This window comes from Butyrivibrio sp. LC3010 (genome assembly GCF_000424385.1).
GTDB lineage: Bacteria > Bacillota > Clostridia > Lachnospirales > Lachnospiraceae > Butyrivibrio.
This window is the reverse complement of the sequence record NZ_AUJU01000004.1, coordinates 56216-78566: the sequence shown is the minus strand read 5'-3', so window position 1 is coordinate 78566 and position 22351 is coordinate 56216. Positions and strand designations below refer to the sequence as shown.

At 38.3% G+C, this 22351-nt stretch carries 13 protein-coding genes and 2 riboswitches; of the genes, 3 read left to right on the top strand and 10 right to left on the bottom strand.

The genetic code is table 11. The annotated features are described in order from the left end of the window. Positions 1–2 precede the first annotated feature (2 nt). From G622_RS21575 to G622_RS0104345, 6 genes are all read right to left on the bottom strand, one after another. On the bottom strand, positions 3–872 hold the full coding sequence (locus tag G622_RS21575; protein WP_044957105.1) for a class C sortase: 870 nt from the start codon (positions 870–872) through the stop codon (positions 3–5). A gap of 189 nt (positions 873–1061) precedes the next feature. Continuing rightward, the gene (locus G622_RS0104365; protein WP_026509678.1) at positions 1062–2543 is read right to left on the bottom strand and encodes a SpaH/EbpB family LPXTG-anchored major pilin; all 1482 of its coding nucleotides are present in this window, start codon (positions 2541–2543) and stop codon (positions 1062–1064) included. Between the two features lie 164 nt (positions 2544–2707). Beyond that, positions 2708–8146, bottom strand: coding sequence for a Spy0128 family protein (locus G622_RS0104360; RefSeq protein ID WP_155831412.1), 5439 nt, complete (start codon positions 8144–8146; stop codon positions 2708–2710). 35 nt (positions 8147–8181) lie between these two features. Continuing rightward, the gene (lepB, locus tag G622_RS21570; protein ID WP_044913595.1) at positions 8182–8865 is read right to left on the bottom strand and encodes a signal peptidase I; all 684 of its coding nucleotides are present in this window, start codon (positions 8863–8865) and stop codon (positions 8182–8184) included. 196 nt (positions 8866–9061) lie between these two features. Further along, on the bottom strand, positions 9062–9970 hold the full coding sequence (locus tag G622_RS21565) for a hypothetical protein (RefSeq protein WP_044957103.1): 909 nt from the start codon (positions 9968–9970) through the stop codon (positions 9062–9064). A 307-nt stretch (positions 9971–10277) separates the two neighbouring features. Continuing rightward, a riboswitch (cyclic di-GMP riboswitch) is annotated at positions 10278–10358 on the bottom strand. A 329-nt stretch (positions 10359–10687) separates the two neighbouring features. After that, entirely contained in the window at positions 10688–16195 is a 5508-nt protein-coding gene (locus G622_RS0104345; protein WP_026509676.1) for a SpaA isopeptide-forming pilin-related protein, read from the bottom strand. 113 nt (positions 16196–16308) lie between these two features. After that, a riboswitch (cyclic di-GMP riboswitch) is annotated at positions 16309–16390 on the bottom strand. Between the two features lie 405 nt (positions 16391–16795). On the opposite strand from G622_RS0104345, the gene G622_RS21560 reads away from it, so the two are divergent. From G622_RS21560 to G622_RS21550, 3 genes are all read left to right on the top strand, one after another. Beyond that, complete coding sequence (locus G622_RS21560) at positions 16796–17173, top strand: AAA family ATPase (RefSeq protein WP_049945674.1); 378 nt, start codon at positions 16796–16798, stop codon at positions 17171–17173. A gap of 136 nt (positions 17174–17309) precedes the next feature. Continuing rightward, on the top strand, positions 17310–18671 hold the full coding sequence (locus G622_RS21555; protein ID WP_049945673.1) for a histidine-type phosphatase: 1362 nt from the start codon (positions 17310–17312) through the stop codon (positions 18669–18671). Between the two features lie 53 nt (positions 18672–18724). Next, positions 18725–19606 (top strand): YncE family protein, encoded by an 882-nt coding sequence (locus G622_RS21550; RefSeq protein ID WP_081675185.1) that lies wholly within the window; start codon positions 18725–18727, stop codon positions 19604–19606. Between the two features lie 313 nt (positions 19607–19919). On the opposite strand, the gene rplT is transcribed toward G622_RS21550, so the two are convergent. From rplT to G622_RS26410, 4 genes are all read right to left on the bottom strand, one after another. Further along, the gene (gene rplT, locus G622_RS0104320) at positions 19920–20276 is read right to left on the bottom strand and encodes a 50S ribosomal protein L20 (RefSeq protein ID WP_022760515.1); all 357 of its coding nucleotides are present in this window, start codon (positions 20274–20276) and stop codon (positions 19920–19922) included. A 48-nt stretch (positions 20277–20324) separates the two neighbouring features. Continuing rightward, positions 20325–20525 (bottom strand): 50S ribosomal protein L35, encoded by a 201-nt coding sequence (rpmI, locus tag G622_RS0104315; RefSeq protein ID WP_026509675.1) that lies wholly within the window; start codon positions 20523–20525, stop codon positions 20325–20327. A gap of 133 nt (positions 20526–20658) precedes the next feature. Next, on the bottom strand, positions 20659–21192 hold the full coding sequence (gene infC / locus G622_RS0104310) for a translation initiation factor IF-3 (protein ID WP_242832954.1): 534 nt from the start codon (positions 21190–21192) through the stop codon (positions 20659–20661). Positions 21193–21444: 252 nt separating this feature from the next. Beyond that, positions 21445–22344 carry an HAD family hydrolase gene (locus tag G622_RS26410; RefSeq protein ID WP_242832951.1) on the bottom strand — a complete coding sequence of 300 codons (900 nt, stop codon included), beginning with the start codon at positions 22342–22344 and terminating at the stop codon, positions 21445–21447. Positions 22345–22351: the final 7 nt, after the last annotated feature.

Below are 22351 nucleotides of genomic sequence, written 5' to 3'. Positions count from 1 at the left end.
CCTCAATTACGAAGTAAATCCTCTTTTTTTATCTTTTTCTTTCTAAAACGATCCGATGTACTAATTACAAACCATATAAATAAGACTAGTATTATTGGTCCGGCTATAAATGGAGCAACCACAAGATTATTAATCTTAGCAGCATCCGCCGGTACTATCAGTCTGGTTTCTTCATTATAATCAACACGCCTGCCCCTTACGAGCATTCTGTGGGTGTTAACACCATAAGGTGTACACGTCACAAGCGTGACATAGTCTTTTTCAGGATAAATCGTCAAACTCTGCGTCTCCTCAGGAAGCACTATCTGTATATTGTCTACCTGATAAGCAAAGGTCTGATTCATTATATGTAAAAGGAAGGTATCTCCCTCAATCATCTGATCCAAGTCAGAAAACAATTTAGAAGACGGAAGTCCTCTGTGTCCGGATAAAAGTGCATGTGATCCGGTCGTGCCTGCAGGAAGCGATGTTCCGGGTATATGTCCTATACCGACCTGCAATACTGATTCTGTAACATCATGATAGATAGGAAGGTCAACTCCAAGCTTCTCTATCTCAATATGTCCCATTACTCCTGTTCCCGTAGGATCCAGGGTTGAATGGTACTCAGCCAGTTCTTCCTCTGTGAGGTTGAAATTCATTCCTCTGGCTGCAATTTTCTCATTATATTCTTTTGCTTTATTCCAATATGTTTCATAATCTTCAGCATTCAATGCTGCCAAAGCTTCATCATATTTTGAAATAGCATGACTCTGGTTCTTGCTATTTATATAATTACTTACGGACGGATACATAAATATTCCAAGTCCGACAAGAAAAATAACTGTAAATATGAGGTTTGGTAATTGCTTTGCAAAGCCCTTACTCTTCATCTAAAATCCATCCATATAATAAGTCTATACAGACTCTTCATAAATTGCCTTGAAAAATCTGTATTCCGGTGCGGGCGAATGGGTCCGCACCGGAATTACAGTATGTTTCTATATCTATATGTCTACAGAAACAAGATTCAATTCAAGTAATTTTATTTTGCTTAAAACTTATTTCCTTCTGATCACAGATTACTCTGCATCAGCCTTTCTGCGTACTACGAAGAATACAACAGCAGCTACGATGAGAAGTCCACCGATGATATAGAAGATTGTTGTACCAATTCCACCTGTTGAAGGAAGAACTGCACCTGAACTATTAGGAACGTCAACTATAACTGAATTATCAGCACTAACTGTAACTGCTACTCTCTCAGTAAGCTTATTGTATCCTACAGGAGCATCTGTCTCCTCAAGATAATATGTTACAGAATCTACTCCTTCAACGTGCAATGTTCCATTATCAAGAGTTGTCATCTTTTTGTCTGTAACAACTGTATATCCAGCAGGAATCTTATCCTCTTCATATACAACTCTATAAGTTTTACCATCACTACTTACAGCAACGTTTATAGCATCACCACCATTAGCAGATGTGTAAAGCTGGAACTTGGCACCTGCAAGAGCCTTCTTGGTAGAATCTGTGGCATCATATTTCAAAATCTGGAACTTACGAACGTATGTCTCTGTAGGTGTTCCTGTATAAGTTCCGTTTTCACCCCAAGTGATTTTAGGAGTATTTGTTTCTGCTGTAGCTACAACAGCCTTATCATTTATATTAGCGTTGTACTTAATATAAAGATTAACAGATGCCTCAGCAATTCCATCAAGATATGCTTTTGTAAATGAAACAGTAAATGTTTCAGGAGCTGTTCCTGCTGCAACTGCATAATTTGAAGCAGCAAGTTCTTCAGTACATGCCTCATCAGTATAAACCTTAGTATCAGCTGCACCGGTCCATGTAAGACCACCTGTCATAGTATCATGATAAACAACATTTACAGAGTTCTTTGCAATTACAACTTTTGAACGGAATGTTACTAAATCACCAATCATTCCATCACTTGTTGAACCATATGTATTACCTTCTAATACCTGCTTCTCTGTTGTATTACCCTGGTTCTTCTCAGAAATTACATTATTTTTGGTTGCAGGAGTAGATGCTACTGAAACAGCAGAACCAAGTGTTGATGTAACCATATAATAACCATTTTCAAGTCCTGTCCACTTTGCTTCCGCATTAGCGCCTACTTCTATAGCAGCTGATGAAGGAGCTATGTTATTATCTGCAGCATATTTTGCAGCAGCCTTACCAAAAGCTTCCATCTGCGCTCCGGATTTCATATCTTCTTTCCATACTACATATGTTCTTGTACCAACTGTATTTGTTGTAATATAGCTTGCACCAGCACCAGTGGTCCAGAAGCCTTTCCAAGTATCGTTTATTGTATACAAATATGCATCATCTTCTGTAGTATCTTCAGTAGCTAATCCTGCTGTATCTAAATCAAGAAGACGATAAATATTGTATGTCTCTCCCTCTACTGCACTCTGAACTGTTATTGTATTATCAGCTGCAGCATTAGCTTTCATTGCGGTTCCTGCTGATATGGTCATAGAAAGTGCCATTGCACCAGCAAGGATACCAGTTAAGATTTTCTTTAATCCTTTCATGTAAACCTTTTCTCCTTTTCGTGTTGAATCTTGTCTGTTTTTAGACATTTTGTGAGTTACTTTGTATCTATCGAAGTGCAAATGAGCACTTTTGTTAAAATGCCTTTGGCATCTTAAACCTTATATTTGAGGAACAAATCTCCTCTTTTTTGAGTATTAAGTAATTACTCTCTTTCGCGTTTTCTGCGATAAATTGACATTCCAATCAGTGCAATTACCGACATAACGGCTCCAGTTACTGAGAATGGAAGTGCTCCCATTCCGCCTGCTGCCGGAAGTGTATTTACTACAACTTTCGTGTTGGTAACCTTCACGTGACCGTAGCTTACTTCGTCACTTCCTACATGCATAGCATATCCGGTATCAAATACTGTTACTGCATCTACAGATATCTTTACCTGGTCATTTGCAACTACCTTTGTTTTATTTCCATCTGTATCGGTATATTCATATGTAACAGCATTAGTATTTAGGAAGCTATCTGCTTCTTTTATACAGTATTCATATCTCTTGCCTTCCTTATTCATAAGAGGAAGATCAGTTACTGTATATTTCCAGTTCAGTTCAGGATTATTTTTATTAGCCTGAAGAACAATATCATTACCATACTTTGTCCAGGTAGAAGTTCCTTCAACTCTCTGCCATATACTCAGGTTAAGTGATGACTGGTTAGCCGAATCATCTGTACCATCAAATGTAAGCCAAGCCTTTTCAACGGTTAGGTTACCGCTTCTGGTATTGATGAATGCAACATCCTCAACCTTACCTTTCGTAAAGGTTGCAATAAATTTATTTGTTTTAGGATCAGCGGTATTTACTCCCTTACCCAGTGAAAGATCACATACTGCAATTTCATCTGAATAATTAGCATCACTGCAATATGTTACTACAGCTCCAAGATAATAGAAGTCTTCATCCGGAAGAGTAACGCTTTTATTAGCTTCCTTCTCAGCTCTGTATAAATTCGGATGAGTCATATTTTCAGCTTTATATGTTTTAGAGAATGTAGTATATTTCTTCGTTACATGGATCTTCACATAATAAACAGCTTCATCATATGCGATACCGGGGATACCTGTATCCTGCTCGTAAATCTTATAGTAATAATAGCCTTCAAATCTAAACGGTATCGAAGCAAACAATGCCTCAGCTGTGTAGGAGCCATCCTGCTGCTTAGTCATATCAGCAAGAGTAAGCGTTACAGTATCCTGAGTCCAAGTCGTGTATGTATGGTCATTCGGATTATCATTAACCTTCTTGGACATAATTGGCAAAGGCTGTGCCTTCAGCGAAACTGGATTACCTGCTGAATCAACAGCTGAATATCCTACACCCTCAATCTTGAAGGTAAACTGCATTGAGTCTGTCATTTCACTGCCGGCAAACTTCTTGAACACCTTGATAGGTCCGATCGGCTTACTGTAGTAATTACATACCTGAACGGTCTCTGTATGAGAAACATTTGCAATATCCGCACTACCGACAAGTACATTGCTCGGCGGCAAATCAGTGTGATGATCTTCTCCGCCAAGATTCTTGGAGAATACAACTCTGTAGTTCTCTCCGCCAACTCCGTAAGTATCTAAACCAACTTCCTCTTCATCAACAGTCACATCATACTTCGTTACTCGTGAAAGGTCTGTCGACTCTATCGGTGAACTGGTGTTGGATGCATAATCATATGCAAGAGTAAGACCATCAGCAACCTCTTCAACAGTATAAGTTCCTGCGGGTATACCAATTATTGTCCACTGCGCACTCTGGTTATAGATAACTTTATATGTCTTATTTAAGAAGTTATGATTCTTATCATATAACTGAGCTTCGCCCTGATCCTTAGCATGTCCGGTAAATGTCTTAAATACTATATAGTTACCGGTTTTATTGTCCGTTATACGATATATGATATTTGACAGAAGCGCACGTCCCTCTTTACTGTCTCTTACAAAATCAGAACCAAAATCGTTTACTACCATCTTGTGGATTCTGAGATTGCCCTGACCTCCAATATAGTTTCTGAACGCTAAACCGTTTCTATCTGTAACCTTCCTGGCCTGATCGTTACATATTCCAGACAGGAAATCTTTCACAAAGTTCGAATTTTTACTGTCAGTAGCCTCTTTTAGCAGATTTACCCAATAACTGAAATTACTCTCATTCTGATTCAGTCTCCAATAAGTTACTTCCGGCTCCTCAGCACTCTTAGAATAATCAACCTTTATAAAGATGATTGATTTGTCTATCATGTAACCCTTAATGGATTCCTCTGTAACCTTGAAATAATATGTCTTCTTTGAGAAAGGATCCATCGACCATTCAACAGGATCAATAGAATACTTTATCTCATCCTTCTCATTATGAATGAGGTTATTTCCATTTCCGTTTGACCATCCTGTAAAATCGTCCTTAATACGCTTGATTTTGAAATCAAATACCACGTCTCCGGGATTTTCATTATTAAGAAGCTTATAAAGGGTTATATCTATAGGTCTCTTAATCGAGTTTTTAAATTCCGGCTTATCACCTGCAATAGGTGAACCCAACTTATTAATATTACACTTATCAGCACTTATCTTATAGTAAGTAACTGATTCAGGTGCATAGGTGATTGTTGAACCATCAATATTCTCTCCGATAACTACCTTCGCAAGATAATAGCTATCATCATAAACAACTGATTCATCACCTTCCTTTGCAAGCTCATGAATTCTGAAGTAATAAGTAGCCTTTTTCTTCTCGATAAAGTCTGAAACATCAGCACTTACTTCCTCGATCGTATTGCTTACAGTAATGGCATGCTCACTGTCAAATGTGAGATTACCTCTATCATCAGCTGTTCCATGCTCAACAACGAAATCATATACCTGCTCAGCAGTCGGATTCTGTCCATCAACCTTCTTTGTTGCCTCAATTCTTACAAGTGCTTTCTTCTTAGTAGTTCCTACAAAGTCTCTTCTATGAGTTTCACCGGAAATAGTAACATTCTCTGCGATGAAGTTACCATTTCCTGTGTTGACTTCGAGGTTAGCACCAAGAGCAATTACCTGTCCGAATATCTCCTGAAGCTTGATATTCTTACCGTTTCCGGTGGTCTTATCAACGTTGAAGAAGTTGTAAACAACTCTTCCGGCCTTTATTGCTGTTTCTTCACTAGTTGAAAGTATTTCATTTCCAACTTTAATCTCACTAGCCTTATTAGGCATCTTGATTTCACTTGCACCGGCACAGTCAATATTGATAATAATTGCTTCATCAGGATATACATTTCCACCCTGATCGAAAACAAATTTCAATTCTTTGTTTGCTACAAGATTGTTCCAGTCTTCAGCCTTATATGTCTTATAACCTGCTCCGCCTTCACCTGTATATCTTATAGTAACCTCGGAAGTAGAATTTTGTGAGTCATCCACTCCGCCGTCAGAGGTCTTTGACATCTCTTCGGATAATCTTGTGATATCTTCCTTAACAGCTGCCAGATCAATATAAGGATTATCAATTGTATTCTTATCCTGAATTATATTGAGAGGCATTGTAATTTTCTGAGGTTCGTTACCATTTCCTCTTGTAGTAACACCAAAGAAATTCTCATTTTCAATGATGTTAAGTGTAACAGTACTTCCAACAGCAAGTACATGATTGTCAGCGGAAGCCATATTTCCGTTAGCTTTGCTAATGCTCTGAACATATGAAAGCTCGTCATCAAGATTCTTGGTTCCGAAATTGGAATCTGCATAGAGTGTCTGCGCAAGCACATTACCATTTGTATGTGTGCTAAGTCTTGCAGTATCAAATGCAACTATGTGGAAGTTACCTGCTACTCCAAATACAAGCTGTCTATCGAAGTATGTGCTGCTCTTATAGGCATCCTTCTCCTCATTTACCGTATATGTAAGTATTCTTCCGTGATTATTAAATACTTTTGTTCCGGTAAAGTTTGTTGTAAAACCTACAAGTGAAAAGTTATCAAGTGAAATCGCAACCTCTTCGGTTTCTGAAACAACCTCTGTTTCAACAGGGACAGTAGTTATGTCTGTAGCTTCAAGTTCAGTTGCGTCTGCTGTTGTATCAACGCTTTCTCTGATGCTCTCATCAAGAGGCATATGAACTACTTCAATTCCATTTTCCTCGCCTGATGTAGCGTCAAGATTCTCAAGCTGCTTCTCAAGGAATTCAAACTTAATTGAAACGCTTCCCTCTTCAGGCTGATATTCTATCTTTTCTCCTTCGATGACATTGCCGTTCTCATCCTTCTTATCAACAAGGAATGCAACGTCATAGAGAATTGTATTTAATTCGTTATGATTAGCAAGTGATGACTCTTCTCCGTTATTGAGAGCCTTCATATATGCATCGTAGTCATATCCGGGTGTCTCAGATGTTACCTCGGTAACAACAAACTCAGCATCATCCGGGATTGCACTTGCCTTTTCAAGAGTAGCTACTACTCTTACTTTCTCATTTTCAAATACGTACTCAGTTCTGGAAGCTTCTATCTTATTGTAGGTAAGAACAACTGTCTTGTTCTCCTTTATTACAATAACTGTTGCTTCTTCTGTATTCTCTGAAGCGTTTCCGTCTGAAACAGCTTCTGATTCTTCATTATTATTTGCAAGAGTTACTTCATAATATTTATGTTCGTTTGCATCGAGCTTCGCTACGATCTTAGTAATAACATTTCCATCAATTGAAGCCTGCTTGAACTCGTATCCTTCCTGCACAGGTGCCTCAGTGTTGAAGTCAAGACTCTCAGAAAGGCTTATCTCTTTTTCATCTGCGATTGAATTATTTTCTTCATCAACATAAGAAACTGTAAGAACCACATCCTCAGTAAGTTCTACTTCGTTCCCTGAAGCAAGTGTACCTTCCTTAGCTTTGCTTTCTTCAGCTTCTTTGCCTTCTTTATCTTCTGTCTTCAGCTCATCTTCTTCTGAAGTCAAAGCCTTATCAGCTGCATTCTCACCCTCAGCTGGTGCCTGTCCTGCTAAAGAATTCTCTGTTGAAGAATTATCTGTTGTTGGATTTTCTGGAGAAGTCCCCTCTTTAGTTGAATCAATTTCTGATGAATCAGTGTTCTCACCTATTTGATTATCAGAAGATGCCTCAGAACTTGCATCTGAGCCTTCTTCTGTTGAAGATGAATTGTCATCAGTTGTTTCCGTGGATGCTGCGTTATCTTCTGTAACTGAATTGTCAGATGAATTTTCATCAGAAGTCGCATTGTCAGAATTATCAGTTGTATCTTCTCCGGAAGCGTCTGAATCCGCAGAAGCAGTTTCTGATGAATCTGATGTATTTGCTGATGCATCCTCACTTGAAGTTGCATTTTCTTCATCGCCGCTTTCAGAAGTATCTGCTGCGCTTTCCGCTGATATTTCTTCCGTGGAATAAGCTACATCAGAATCCTCCCCGGAATTATTCTGATTAAGAACCATTCCCACATCCTCGGCTGTTTCCTCAGATACCGCTGATGCCACTTTATTAAGTGAATACATCGTAGCTGTCGTGACAAGGAATGCAACCACCAGCATTAATGCACCCCACCTTTTCAAGAAAGCATGTTTTCTTAAAAACCCTTCTACTCGACTGTTGTCTAATTTCCTCATTTCTTCTTCCCTTGATTTCCCCTGTATTACCTCAATTACTGCAATTCCGGCTCTTCCATGTTCTCAGTACCGGTACTCGCCTTACTCTCGATACCGCCAAAATCCTTAAATGGATAAAGTCTGAAGAACACTCCGCCTATCAGCTGTTCTGCAGAGACGCAACCAACTGTCATAGATCTGCTGTCTATTGATACCGATCTATGATCTCCCAGAACAAAGTACCTTTTATCAGGAACCTGATATGGGAATGTGATTTTATCTCCTTCACCAACTGATTCTGCATACTGGCTAAAATCTGATACATATGGCTCATCGAGTTCGACACCGTTAACCGAGACTCTTCCATTGTCATCAATGTTGATCCAGTCTCCCGGTGATCCTATAACCCTTTTTACAAGAACCTTGTTATTGTAATAAAACGCTATCAGCTCTCCGGTCTTCAGTTCTGCATAGTTATTGGCTATAACAATCTGCCCTGTCTCAAGAGTCGGCGTCATACTATCACCTGTTACTCTGAGTACAGTTATGAAAAAGCTGGATACAAGTACTGAAAAAGCTGCCACAACTATGATTACGATGATTGTGTTTCTAAGCGTTCTCTTGTAATCACTTTTTCTGTATTCCCGCTTTAGTTCTGCTCTCAGTTCATCTAACGATGGTCTGTCAGATTGTACAGTCTGATTTTTTTCTTTTGGTAAATTTTCTACTTCTTTGCTCATAATGCCTTCATTTTTCTTACCTTATGCGCATAAGTATTTTATGCGCAATATACTTCAACATTATAAATAATTGTTATTATTAAATGTATACTGAATATGCATAAACTAATGCAAAATTCGTACTTGACAAATTGGAATTTTTATGAATTATGTCTGACTAAGTATTTACAAATTCCCTTTATGTAAACAAATTAGATTAGATATTATTTTCAGATGTTTCTTCGACTACTTTTTTTCTTGTAGTTCTGTTTCTTTTGACTTTTGTCTCTGCAGAATCTGTGATCTCACTTCCGTTTAATTCTATATCTTCAGCTTCTGCTTCCTCTCCCCAAATAACATCAGGTATCTCCCTGTTTTCATTACCGACAGAATCCTCAATGCCGGCCTTAACTCTGCTCTTGCGACCGATTCCGGCTAGTTTCTTGATTCTTGTTAGTTCAGGAGCTTCCTTCTTTTTGGATGACTTCTGTTCTGCACTACTCTCATCCTGTTGTAAAACTTCTGTACTGTTCAGCGTCTCCTGAAACTGTATTGCAGCCTTCTGTGCTGCCTCAAAAAATCCATTTATTGAAAGTACAGCTTCCGCAAGTGTTCCTGCGGATTCTATCTGCCTGAGCTTTTTATCGGTTTCCTCCCGGAGAGCTGCTTTTTCTCTCTCCAGTCTTGCCTGAAATCCTTTAAACTCTCTGTCGTGTCTTGCTCTAAGTCCAATCATATCTTTTTGGAAAAGTGCTTCCGACTTTGCTTTCTGCTCATTGAATTTCTTGCGCATCTCAGCCTTTTCCTGATTGAAGCCTTCCATTAGTGCTGCTCTCTCATTTGCAGCCTGCTGTATATATGCAGCCTTCTCTCTTGCAAACTGTGCGAGCAATTCATTTTTCTGCTCTGCGAACTTACTTCTCATTTCAGCTTTTTCATCATCAAACTTTGAAAGAAGTTCTGCTCTCTCATTTGCCATCTGATCCAAAAGCAGTTCTCTTTCTCTATCGAATTGCTCCTGCATCTCCTTTTCATGCTCTCTTATACTTTCAGCTTCCTCTGAAAACTCTACGAGCATCTGCAGCAGCTCTTTTCTGTTAAGCCTTCGTAATTCTTTTTGTGCCATATATCTCCTTGATTAACGCATATATATGTCCACATTTTTATGAACTATATCCTGGAAAAATCGATTCATATCGTATTAATTTCAACTATCAAAGATAATTTTATACAAATATCAGAAATAATTTATATTTTTTTAATAATTAAGCATAATATATTATAGCATTAGTTCGGCAAAATGGAATAATTAATTATTGCTCTAATTTTTTTCGTAAAATTAAGTAAAAAGCCCTGTTTGAAAATTATTCAAACAAGGCATTAGTAACAATAATTCAACACCCCGGATAAGAAGCACTCTCACCTTATCAAGTGTCGGCAACTGGCTGTCTGCCATATCGGCAGACCCTGTAGCTTTGCGTCACTACCTTGCGGCAGCTTTGCCTTTGAATAAAAACTATTTTATTACAATAACTACTACAATATCCATTATGTAAATCATAATTAAAACTTGTTTTTACGTCACAGCGCTGTTTTATGATAAATCATTTGATTATAAAAATCAAGTGTATTATCATGATTTAAAATTTTTATTCAAGTCATATAATTTCTGGTTTTCTCCTTAAAAACACGAGCTGGAAAGACATGCAATCATATCATTCCGACTCGTATTTTATCTCACCCGGAAACAAGCATTTTATCTGACTCAGACCAGGCTGTTTCCAATACCTTTACTCAATCATGTTTCATATACTTGAACGCACTGTTAAATAAATAGATTGCATCATTTACAGCTATTCACTTCTTTTTGTTTTTTCCTACTATACATCATTTTAAGGAATACAGCCGCCACCATAAATATAAGTCCTCCAAAAATAAATCCGTCTGTTCCTATTCCTCCCGTATCAGGAAGTCTATATGCCGGAACGTCATTTCGGTCATTTGTTATCCAAAGTTCGCCGGAATTAATTGGTCCCATCCTGGATTCATCCTCAACTACAGAATAATAGACTGTATTAACCTCTGAAATATAATAAAGATACTCGTATTTTTTTCCGTCTTCACTTCTATATTTCTCAAGATCATTAAGTGTTGTTGTCCAACCGCTTTCAGCATAAAGCCTTATTTCTTTTGAAAAAGTCTCATCCTCAACATAGTCTGATTTCCCTCCTCTTTGTGGTTCCGGGGTCTCTATAATCGGATTCGTATAGTCTATCTCCTCATAGCCAATGGAATTAATGACAATATTCAGATTCTGAGTCACAGGTATCGAATACCTGACTTCCTGTCCTCCACTTTTATCAAATAGTGCTGCCAGTTCTTTTTTATCCACTTCTTTACCATTGATTTTTACAGATGGCATAGTTGTGTTCCATTCATCCTTAAAACCTTTAATGGTAAATGTAAGTACTGAACCGGTCCTTACAAAAGGAAAACCTGTATATCCTATTATGTAATTGTTATGATCTCTGCTATCAACATTGACTGATTTGAATGAAGTTGCCGCCCCTTTGCTGTCATTTCCTTTAAGATACATTCTCTTAAGATTAAAGGTCACTGTACTCGGGAGCGTTGCGTTGTCAGTATTCTTCCAATATTTTGAAATCTTAATCCGGGTATGTTCACTTACATTCGCAAAGTTCACTTTCTGTCCGGATGAATAAGCAACTCCAAACAGATCAGCAAAATTATCCGGCAAATTCATAGGATATTTGTTCTTATCCGCTGCTCCTACATAAAACACCAGAGGCTCATCGCTCTTTAAATATCCTTTAGGTGCTTCTGTTTCCTCAAGCTTATAAGCTGTGTTGAATACCAACGGACTAAGTGATATTTTGCCGTCATCACCTGTTACCAGATTAATTTTTGTGCCGTCAAGTTCAGATATTTCCTTCCATCCTGTTTGATTGTTTGTCCATATGTAGAGCTTAAACTTTGCTCCGGGCAGCTTTAAACCATTATTATCCTTATCAACCTTATAGACTTCTATTCCTTTCGTGTTAGCTGCTGCTCCTACTCTCTGAACAGCGAACTCGGTTTTATCCTCAGAGCTGCTTCCATCATTGCCTATTCCTATTAGCTTAGCGCTATTTGACAGTTCTATCTGGGTCCCCTGATCCCCATTAAACGTATATCTATAAACGATTTTAAGATGTTTTCCATCCGGAATCGTAAATGATATAAGTCCGGAATTAATGTATTTATTCCAGTCTGATGTTTCGCTTGAATAAGATGACACCTCGTAGGAATACTCATCCTTTCCCAGTTCACGAAGTACTTCTTCTCCATTTTCCCCACTTACTTCATACACTGCTATTGAGTTTTGCAAAAGAGAAACTGTAACTTTTCCATCCGCCTTTGATATAAAGGTGTCCTTCAAAGTCAGTCTGTCCCCACCGGACAAAAGATCAGCAGCATTAGGGTTAACATCAATGCTGTATTCAATGGTATTTGTAGCATCAGCAAGATTTTTATTGCTGGTTTTCTTAATAATGTTTTTAGTCTTTGTAATTATCTGTGTCTGAGAAGCTTCCAGCAGCTGTTGCTTATCTTTTGTTTCCAAAATAACCGTATTCCTAAAGGTTCCCTCTTTGATTTTTTCAAAATCTACAGAGTCATTTATTTTTGCCCGCACTCTCACATATATCTCTGCTGAAGAACTATCATACATATAAAGCTCATTAACAAGCTTATCCGGAAGCTCACCCGGGGTAACATCTATCGAAATTGTCTTATCTGTAATATTATAATGAAGTCCATAGGCTTCAGCCTGGCTATTCAATACAATTGTTTTGCCACTTGGAAAAGATTTATTTGTTGATATTTCAACACCATAAAGAATCTTTTCTCCATGTTGTTCCCCATCACAGCTTAAAAGTGTAATATCATCTGGCAATGTGTCGGTTAAAACAAGATTTTTGTAAGATGTATTCTTCGGGTATGTCAGATTAATTACCCATGTAAGAATGCCCTCACCAAAGAGGTCCTCAGAATAATAGTCATATCTTGACTCCTTTGAATTCCCTCTTCCATCTGACTTGCCAAGTCTTATCATATCAAAAGGAATGTTATCGCCCACAGTTTTCCCATGAACAGTTGCATTGTTATAAAATCTGACATCGGATTTACTCATGGTTGTATAGCCGGATGATATATAAGAAAATTCTACATTCTTATCCAGATCACCATAAAATTTTATCGTAAATGCTTTGTAGCCTTTTCTGCCTTCAACTTCCCTTTTATATTTATTCTCTTTGATAATCTCATATTTACCGGAGTAACCACTTTTTGAAAGAGCAGCTTTCAGATTATTTTCAAGAATCTGAAATTGTTCATCGGTTATAAGCTGTGTGCCATCAATTATCTCATCAAAGTATGTCCAATACTGGGATTTATCCCAGCCTTCATTGTTCTTTATAGGAGCAAGCAGGGTAATATTCCAGGTCATATCAACCCACCCGGGATTGTTCTGATCGTAGGATATGTCTCCATGCTTTTTTGAAACATATTCTATGTTTCCAACTTCAACAGAGGCTGTCACGTCTTTGCCTGTGGATGGGTCATTTGGATCAAGTCTTATTGATGCTTCATTAGTAAGCTTTCTGCCATCAATAAGATGTGACTCATCATAAGTATATGAATATGTCAAAGTATACGTATTATAATCATCATGCCAAAATGTATAGCCCTCCTTTAAAGAAATAGTGTTTTTTCCATCAATAGCAGGCTCCACCATTATTTCCACATCAGGAGTAACTTTCTTATTATTTTTCTTCTCATCTATCTTCCGTATAAAGTCAGTAAGAGTAAATCCCTTCAGATTTCTATTAGATGAATTTAAACTGATTTTCCATGTTACGGTCTTGGATGCTTTATCTACATTTCCCCATTTATTTATATCAGGGAATTCACCATTAAACTTTATCTTTGCAACATCACTGGCGCTGTTTCTATTATCTTTTGCCAGAGCTTCATTTTTTAAATTCAACCCTGTTCCATTACTCACTATGAAATCCGGCATATCAAATGTATATGTTATTGTATAGCGTTCCCCTTTAGTCATCTCCGGCAGAGTCATGCTCATTTTTCTGCCATCGATTGATGGATTGATACTGATTTCCGCACCATCACTGTCTTTAACAACAAGATTTTTGAATAATTCGTTTTTGGCTAATTCATTCTCAAAATCCGGGTTCTCATTTGTATCATTATTTTTATTATTATAAACTCTGATAATATCCTCTAATAATACAGGTCCATCAGTACCATGGTTTGTACTTATAACAATATTGTAGGACGCTTCTTTTGTCTCTTTGTTGTAATTAACATCTTTTGTGAGGAAAAGATCATAATATCTGTCTTTTATATACCTTATTTTGAAAATAAGCTTGTCACCAAAGTCATAGGTTATATCCTTTTCTGTCTCATTCTCGTCAAGGTCTGCTTTCGCTGTAAAGTAAAAATTTCCATAAATGATCTGTGAAGAATTCTGCTTAGCAAATTCCTCATAAAAGTCAAAGGTGACAATTCCGGTACCTCTTGCTACAGAAAAAGTACCAACCTTTACATTATCAGAATTAAAAATATAGTCAGAAACATCATCTTTTACTTTAATTCCACGTTCCTCAAGGTTAAATGTAATGACTCTGTCATTTTCATTTATAGTTCCTATTCCAAGCAGATAATCGAGAGTAAACAGTATTGTGTCATTTACACTAACCTGTGCCCCGGACTCTATTTCTGTTCCTCCGCTATAAGCAAGGTTACCATTTTCCCAATGTGTTTCAGGATTTTTAGTTATGGTCACATTTCTGATTTTCATTCCATCAACACTTGAATAGACCACAAATTCTGACTCTTGTGTCTCATCTGATGCTGCATGGGCTGTCATAACAAATATTTTTCCTAGAAGATCATCAATGCCCTCAGTGTTTTTTACATCCTCATTGCTTTTTGAATCCTCATTAGTTTTCTGAGAATCTTCATTTACAGCATCATTGCTTTCTGTAGTCTCTTCACTTGCAGCAGTAACTTCAGTCAGCAGCTCATTTTCTATTATTTCATCATCATTTTCAGTGGTAGCTTCAGTCGATGTCTCATTGTTTAGTTTTTCATCATTATTGTCAGTAGTAGCTTCAGTCGATGTCCCATTGTTTAATTTTTTATCATCATCATCAGAAATTACTTCGTTTAGTGTTTCTTTCTTATATTCATCACTGTAATGTATTTTTATCTGATTTCCATCAGTAACCTCTGCACTGGCATCAGCATTCTCTATAGGTGTTGTCTGGGTCTCGGCTACTCCATACTGCTCAGGCAGTTCATAATAAATGTTGTCACTAACAGTAGCTTCCTTAGGAAGAATGTACTTGATTGTTATTCTAAGTCTGTCACCGGGTCTTATATCTTCCTCCCCAATTTCTTCCCAGCTTCCATCTACTAATTCTCGTTCAATTACAGTTTTTGTAATGTACTCTGCCACATCAACAGATTCCGGTATATCAGTTTCGCCACCATTTTCCGTTGAATCAGACTTGCTATTGATCCCCTTGGACTTGTCTGCACTATCAGAACTATCCTGAGATTCCTGACTTTCTGCAGATGTATCTTCTACAGTGTCATTTCCAGTACCTTTCGATGATGTATTTACATCATTATATACAGTGCTTCCATTAGAGAAATCTTCTTTGTTATCCCCGGAACTTCCTGAAGTGGAATTCTCTACATTATCCCCTGTAATTCCTGATGCAGAATTCTCTCCATTATCCCCTGTAATTCCTGATGCAGAATTCTCTCCATTATCCCCTGTAATTCCTGATGCAGAATCCTCTCCATTACTGCCAGTGCCATCTACTGAAATACCTTCATCATTGTCTCCGGCGATTTCTGATGAATTCTCTTCATCATTGTCCTCACCACTATCTGTCGAGATATCATCACTATCTCCAGAATTGTTATTATCAGTATTATCATTTACTGCACTATCGGTTTCAGATCCGGTATTTCCTGCAGCATCACTATCTGATTGATTGTCGCTGTCTGAATCACTTTGAGCATTTTGATCAGTATCATCACCGGTATTGCCTGCTGTTCCTTCAGAATTATTCAGTACCATACCCACATCCTCTGCACCATCCTGCGTTACGGCGGAAGCTGACTTATTCATCGCATACAAAGTCGCTGTAGTTATGAGTATTGCAACGACTATCATTGTATATACCCACTTAGTAAGAGTTGTATGCCTTTCTAAATATTCCTGAAGTTTTTCAAATACCTTATTGTTTCCTGACATTTTAACACCTTCTCAAATAAGAATTTCGCTTGCGAAATTTATGATAAAAAAAAGCCTTGCTTGAAACAGATATTCAAACAAGGCAAAATAAACCATATTCTACGCTTCCTAGCGCAGGCAGCTGGCTATCTGCCCCTCATGACAGACCCTCTAGCTTTGCGTCACTATCTTGCGATAGCTTTGCCCCAAATAGCTAACTAATTTAATTACTAAAAATATCCTAATAAAAACAGAAAATTCTAATTTAATAAAAAACGTTTTTCATAACAAACATGTTTGATATCATAAAACATTTGATAATAATAATCAATGCTTTTGGGGAAACTTCAAAAAATAATTTCATTTATAGTTTCCTGAATTCGCACTAAAAAAGTCTTTGGAAACGCTATCCAAGTATAATGTTTCCAAAGGCTCTCTATTTAGTGCGTGCTCAACAATTAATAACCACTGATATTTACTGACTTTGTAGGCAATCCGTGAGATAATAGATGCAAGGAAATCATTACTATTGCCTCAAAAACCTTGCACCTTTCGCGGAGAATCCCATGTACAAAAAGAATCAAAATCGTCAAATAACCCTCAAGGATTTCAATCAGCCGGTTGCTGAGCATACACTATTTACATAAAAAATATGTAAGAGATACTATTGGAAATAACGTCATAGAGCACAGTAATGGAGAGAGTGCTCTGCAGTATTTTTCTGAGAAGATTAAAGATGATGGACTATATTTGCTGGATGAGCCTGAAAACTCACTTTCGCCCCAGAGGCAGCTGAAACTGCTTGAGTTCATCCAGAATTCAGCAAGATTCTTCGGATGTCAGTTTATAATTGCTACGCATTCACCTTTTTTGCTGGCACTTAAAGGCGCGAGAATTTATGATCTTGACGAAAGCCCGGTAGATATAAAGAAGTGGACGGAACTTGAGGGAGTAAGGACATATTTCGATTTTTTTGAAAAGCATAAAGATGAGTTTTGAAAAATGCGCAATTGCAGAATAAGGCTGTTGCGCACTTTTAATACTTATTTTAGATTATCACATGACGAAATATAGTAGAATTAAAGAGGCTTAAAACACCGATGGTTATGCAATTTGTTTAATAGAAGGATGTTTAATGAATAAGAAAAGAAGAAACGGAATGCTTTCAAAAATCTTAGTGTTTGCGCTTGTTTTGTCATGCACATGTCTAAGCGGATGTGGAAATGGAAGTACAAAGGCACCAACTTCCGTCAGTGAAAAAACGGATGAGAATGTGTTATCAACACTTTCAAGGGAGGGCTATACCCTGGAACAGGCAGTGGTTCTTAGCAGACACAATATTCGTGCACCCCTCTCAGGTGAAGGGTCTGCCCTGGATACAATAACTCCGAATAAGTGGTTTGAGTGGTCGGCTCCCGCAAGTCAGCTCTCTGTAAGGGGAGGAATCCTTGAAACTGAGATGGGACAGTACTTTAGAAAATGGCTCGAGGCAGAAGGCCTCTTTGAGCCAAACTATCAGCCCAAAGACGGGGCGGTTCGCATATATGCCAACTCAAAGCAAAGAACTATAGCCACAGCACAGTTTTTTTCCGCAGGACTTCTTCCTGTTGCCAATGCAAAGGTTGAGTACAATGCAGAATATGACACCATGGATCCTGTGTTCAATCCGGTGTTTACCTATATGTCTGACGATTACGCTATGGATATTGAGGAAGAGATAAAAAAGCTTTATGGTACGGCCATGACTGATCTTGGTGATAACTATGATCTGATTTCAGAGGTGATTGATGTCCGGGAATCAGATGATTACAAGAATGGAGTCTTTACAGGGTTTGATGCAGGAGACTTTGAGTTTTCCTTTGAAGAGGGCAAAGAACCTTCGGTGAAAGGGTCACTTAAGACTGCATGCCAGATATCTGATGCGCTGGTGCTTCAGTACTTTGAAGAGTCAGATCCTGTTAAGGCAGCTTTTGGTCATGATCTTTCCGAGGCTGACTGGGAGACAATCTCAGAGATCAAAGATGTTTACGGCGACGTTCTCTTTTCAGCTCCCTCTGTTTCTGTTAACGTGGCACATCCGCTTCTTAAAGAAATTGAAAAAGAACTGACTACACAGGGAAGGCAGTTCACCTTCCTGTGCGGACACGACTCCAACATGGCCAGCGTTATGTCGGCTCTTGAAATTCGGGATTACAATCTTCCTGAAACGCTGGAAAAGACACCTATCGGAGGTAAGCTTGTAATCAGCAGGTGGAAAGACAAGGATGGTCAGGAATTCATAAGCCTTGACATGGTTTATCAAAAGACACATCAGCTGCAGGAGATGTCACTTTTAAATGATGATAATCCGCCCGGAATCTACAATCTGAAACTTAAGGGAATAAACTCAGATGCAGGCGGATTGTACAAGGCAGAGGATGTAATGGAACGCTTCGACAAGGCAATTGGAGCCTATGACAGTCTGGTGGAAGAATACGAGGCAGAAGACGCTGCTTAAGCGTAGTAATGTCCTTTTCATAATGTGGTTCTATTTGGATGAATATAGAGAATATGAAGAAAAAAAGAATGGTGATAATTGGCTTTGTCTGTGGGGCACTACTTACCGGATGCGGCAAAACAGGACCCGTTTGCGAATATGAGCTTTCGGATGTTCATCCTGTCGCAGGCAGGCAAGGTGTATGCACTGAAAGCGGATACTACTGGATAAGCGGGTCTGCTGCACTGGCCAAATACGACAGCACTTGGAATCTTGTTGCGGAAAACAAGGATCCCTTTGAGGGTTACACACTGGAAGTTAACCATATCGGCGATATTGATGTATATAACAATGAGCTGTATCTGGGAGTGGAATACTTTTTGGACGGCGAAGGAAAAAATATACAGGTCGCAGTCTACGATGGTGATACTTTAAAACTTAAGAGAGTATTTCCATTTAGAGCCGATACGGGTCAGCTTGAGTGCAGCGGAATTGCCGTGGATGCCGGTTCCCGAACAGTGTATATGACCTCATGGATCGATGATGAATCCAGTGGATATCTCTATATGTACGATCTTGATACGGGAGATTTTAAAGGTAAACTGAAGATGGAGCCAAGTCCTAAATGGCTTCAGGGCATAGCTTGTTTTGACGGAAAACTGTATGTAACCTGTGATGATGGAAATGCTGATAATGATGAACCGGACCACATGTATAGAATTGAGCTTTCAGGCAGCAAAAACGTCGGAAAGGTCATTCTCGAAAAGACCTTTGACGATGTGATAAAACAGGGCGAGATTGAAGGATTGGCCTTTGATAAGGACCGCAAACAGCTGCTGCTATTATATAACAGGGGAGCGAAAATCGTTGTCGGCATGCCCACCGGATTCTATGAAGGCTATAGTGAAGAGTTACATGAAGTGTTTGTCTATAATTTAGTGGTGCTCAACAATTAATAACCACTGATATTTACTGACTTTGCGGGCAATCCGTGAGATAATAGATGCAAGGAAATCATTACTATTGCTTCAAAAACCTTGCACCTTTCGCGGAGAATCCCATGTACAAAAAGAATCAAAATCGTCAAATAACCCTCAAGGATTTATTTTATGCGAAAACATCGGCTGAAAAATCAGCCGGTTGTTGAGCATACACTATTTAACTTATTTTTCATGAATAGCTTGTCTTTTTTGAACGCGCTAAGAGAAAATCAAAAAAAACAGCTATACAGGTTAATCCTGTATAACTGCTCCTAATTCTCTATATCTATTAAGCGATCTTCTGCTTAGCGATCTCTGTAAGTGTCTTGAATCCTTCAGGATCATTTACAGCCATCTCAGCAAGCATCTTGCGGTTGATCTCAACCTCTGCAAGCTTAAGACCGTGCATAAGGTTTGAATAAGACATACCATTAAGACGAGCTGCTGCATTGATACGTGTGATCCAAAGAGATCTCATATCTCTCTTCTTCTGCTTACGTCCAGCGAAAGCTGATGTAAGTGCTCTCATAACTGACTGCTTAGCAACTCTGTACTGTTTTGATCTAGCGCCTCTATAGCCCTTAGCGAGCTTTAAAACTCTTTTATGCTTTTTCTTGGCGTTCATGCCACCTTTAATTCTTGCCATTTCGGTTTCCTCCTAAATATTTTCGAATAACTGGTACTGCTCTTAAGATTAAACGTAAGGCAGAATCTTCTTCATTGTCTTAACATTAGTAGCATCAACTACTGCCTGCTGTCTAAGATTTCTCTTTCTCTTTGTAGACTTCTTTGTAAGAATGTGACGCTTATACGCCTTGTTACGGATCAGCTTACCTGTGCCTGTTACCTTGAAACGCTTGGCAGCAGATCTGTTTGTTTTCATCTTGTGCTGCATAACTAATATCCTCCTATGCTGTAAATACTAAATGCTCTGCTATTCTAGCAGTGTAATCATCCAATAAACATGGTGCTGAATAATTACTATATATGTAACTCTCCTATTGGGTTATTGAAGAGATACAAACAAATTACTTCTTTTCTGTAAGGAACATGGTCATACTACGTCCCTCAACCTTAGGCTGCTTATCAATTACAGCCACATCGCCAAGTGCCTCAGCGAAATCTGTAAGAATATGAACGCTGGCACCCATATGAGCCATCTCACGTCCTCTGAATCTAAGTGTTACCTTTACTCTGTTTCCTTTTTCAAGGAACTTCTTAGCAGAATTAACCTTAGTATTGAGATCGTTTGTATCAATATTGGGAGACAAACGGATTTCCTTAATTTCAACTGTCTTCTGCTTTTTACGAGCTTCCTTCTCTTTGCGAAGCTGTTCATATTTGAACTTACCATAGTCAACGATACGACATACCGGTGGTTTTGCATTGGGAGCAATCTTAACCAGATCAACTCCTGCCTCATCTGCAAGTCTTCTTGCTTCCTGGATTGACATTACTCCAAGTTGTTCATTGTCGGCCCCAATTACTCGAACCTCTTTGTCTCTGATCTGTTCATTGATGAATAAATCGTTGTTGCTAATTGTTTTGTACCTCCAATTCAATAAACGAAACAATAAAAAAATGGATTCTCGCAAAAGAATCCACTTAACACTCAAAAAATACGACAAACTATATATGTCTTATTTAAAATGTATTAACCTCTGCCAGCTGTGCCGCAGGGTGAGAGTGGAATCCTCTGCTTTGTTTTCATACTGTAATAAAATAACACTATTGATAATTGATGTCAATATATTTTTCACATAATTATCGTAATTCTTTATTACCACTGTTTTTCTAATTAATTCTGACATATATCAGTTCCAGCAAACTCCAAGTCTGTTGAGTTCAGAGTCAACCTGTTCATAGTTTTTAAATACAATACCATTAAACCCAAGTGCTTTTGCAGCTGCTATATTCTTCTCAGTATCATCAATGAATACACATTCCTCAGGATTAACATGATTGCGTTCAGTCAGCAGATTAAATATTGCCGGGTCAGGCTTGATCACTTTATCTCTGTAGCTAAGGATTCCGCCATCCACTTCATCAAGAAACTCATTCATAAAGGGATTGGCTTCAAGGGCTTGCTTTGAGAAATTTGAAAGTACAAGTACCTTATATCCATTCTCTTTTAGTGACTTTATCCAGGGAAGCGTGCGCTCTCTTTTTCTCAAAAGTCCGCTAAAATCTGAAAAAGCATCTCTTATCTCCTTTTCTATGGAAGGATCGTTTTTTACAAAACCATCAACAATACCTTTGGTATCTAGTACACCTCTGTCGAATTCATTCCATTCATCAGTGCGAACACTGGCATCTCCTATCCTCTGAACCATTTCTTCCGGGAAGCCCTTATTCCTTAAGAAATCCTCCCAGCAGAAATCCACCAGTACATTTCCGATATCAAAAACTACAGTAGAAATCTTCTTTCCTTCTGATTTATCGCCAGAATCACTAACTGAATCGGATTCAAATCTTCCATATGGGTCTGCTGAAGCTACTGTTCTCTTTCCTGTAAGTGCTGTGTAAACCCAGAGAATAAGCCAGACAAGTATCGGAATTGCAACAGTTGCGGCAGCACAGGCAGCAAAAGCGCTTCCCGGACCTGTTTTTCCAAAAACAGCCTGAATGAAGAACACTACATAAACTCCAAGAAGTAATACTATCCCAAGAATCGCAAGTACACGCTTAAACATAGGTGTCTTATTATTTTCCATCGCTTTA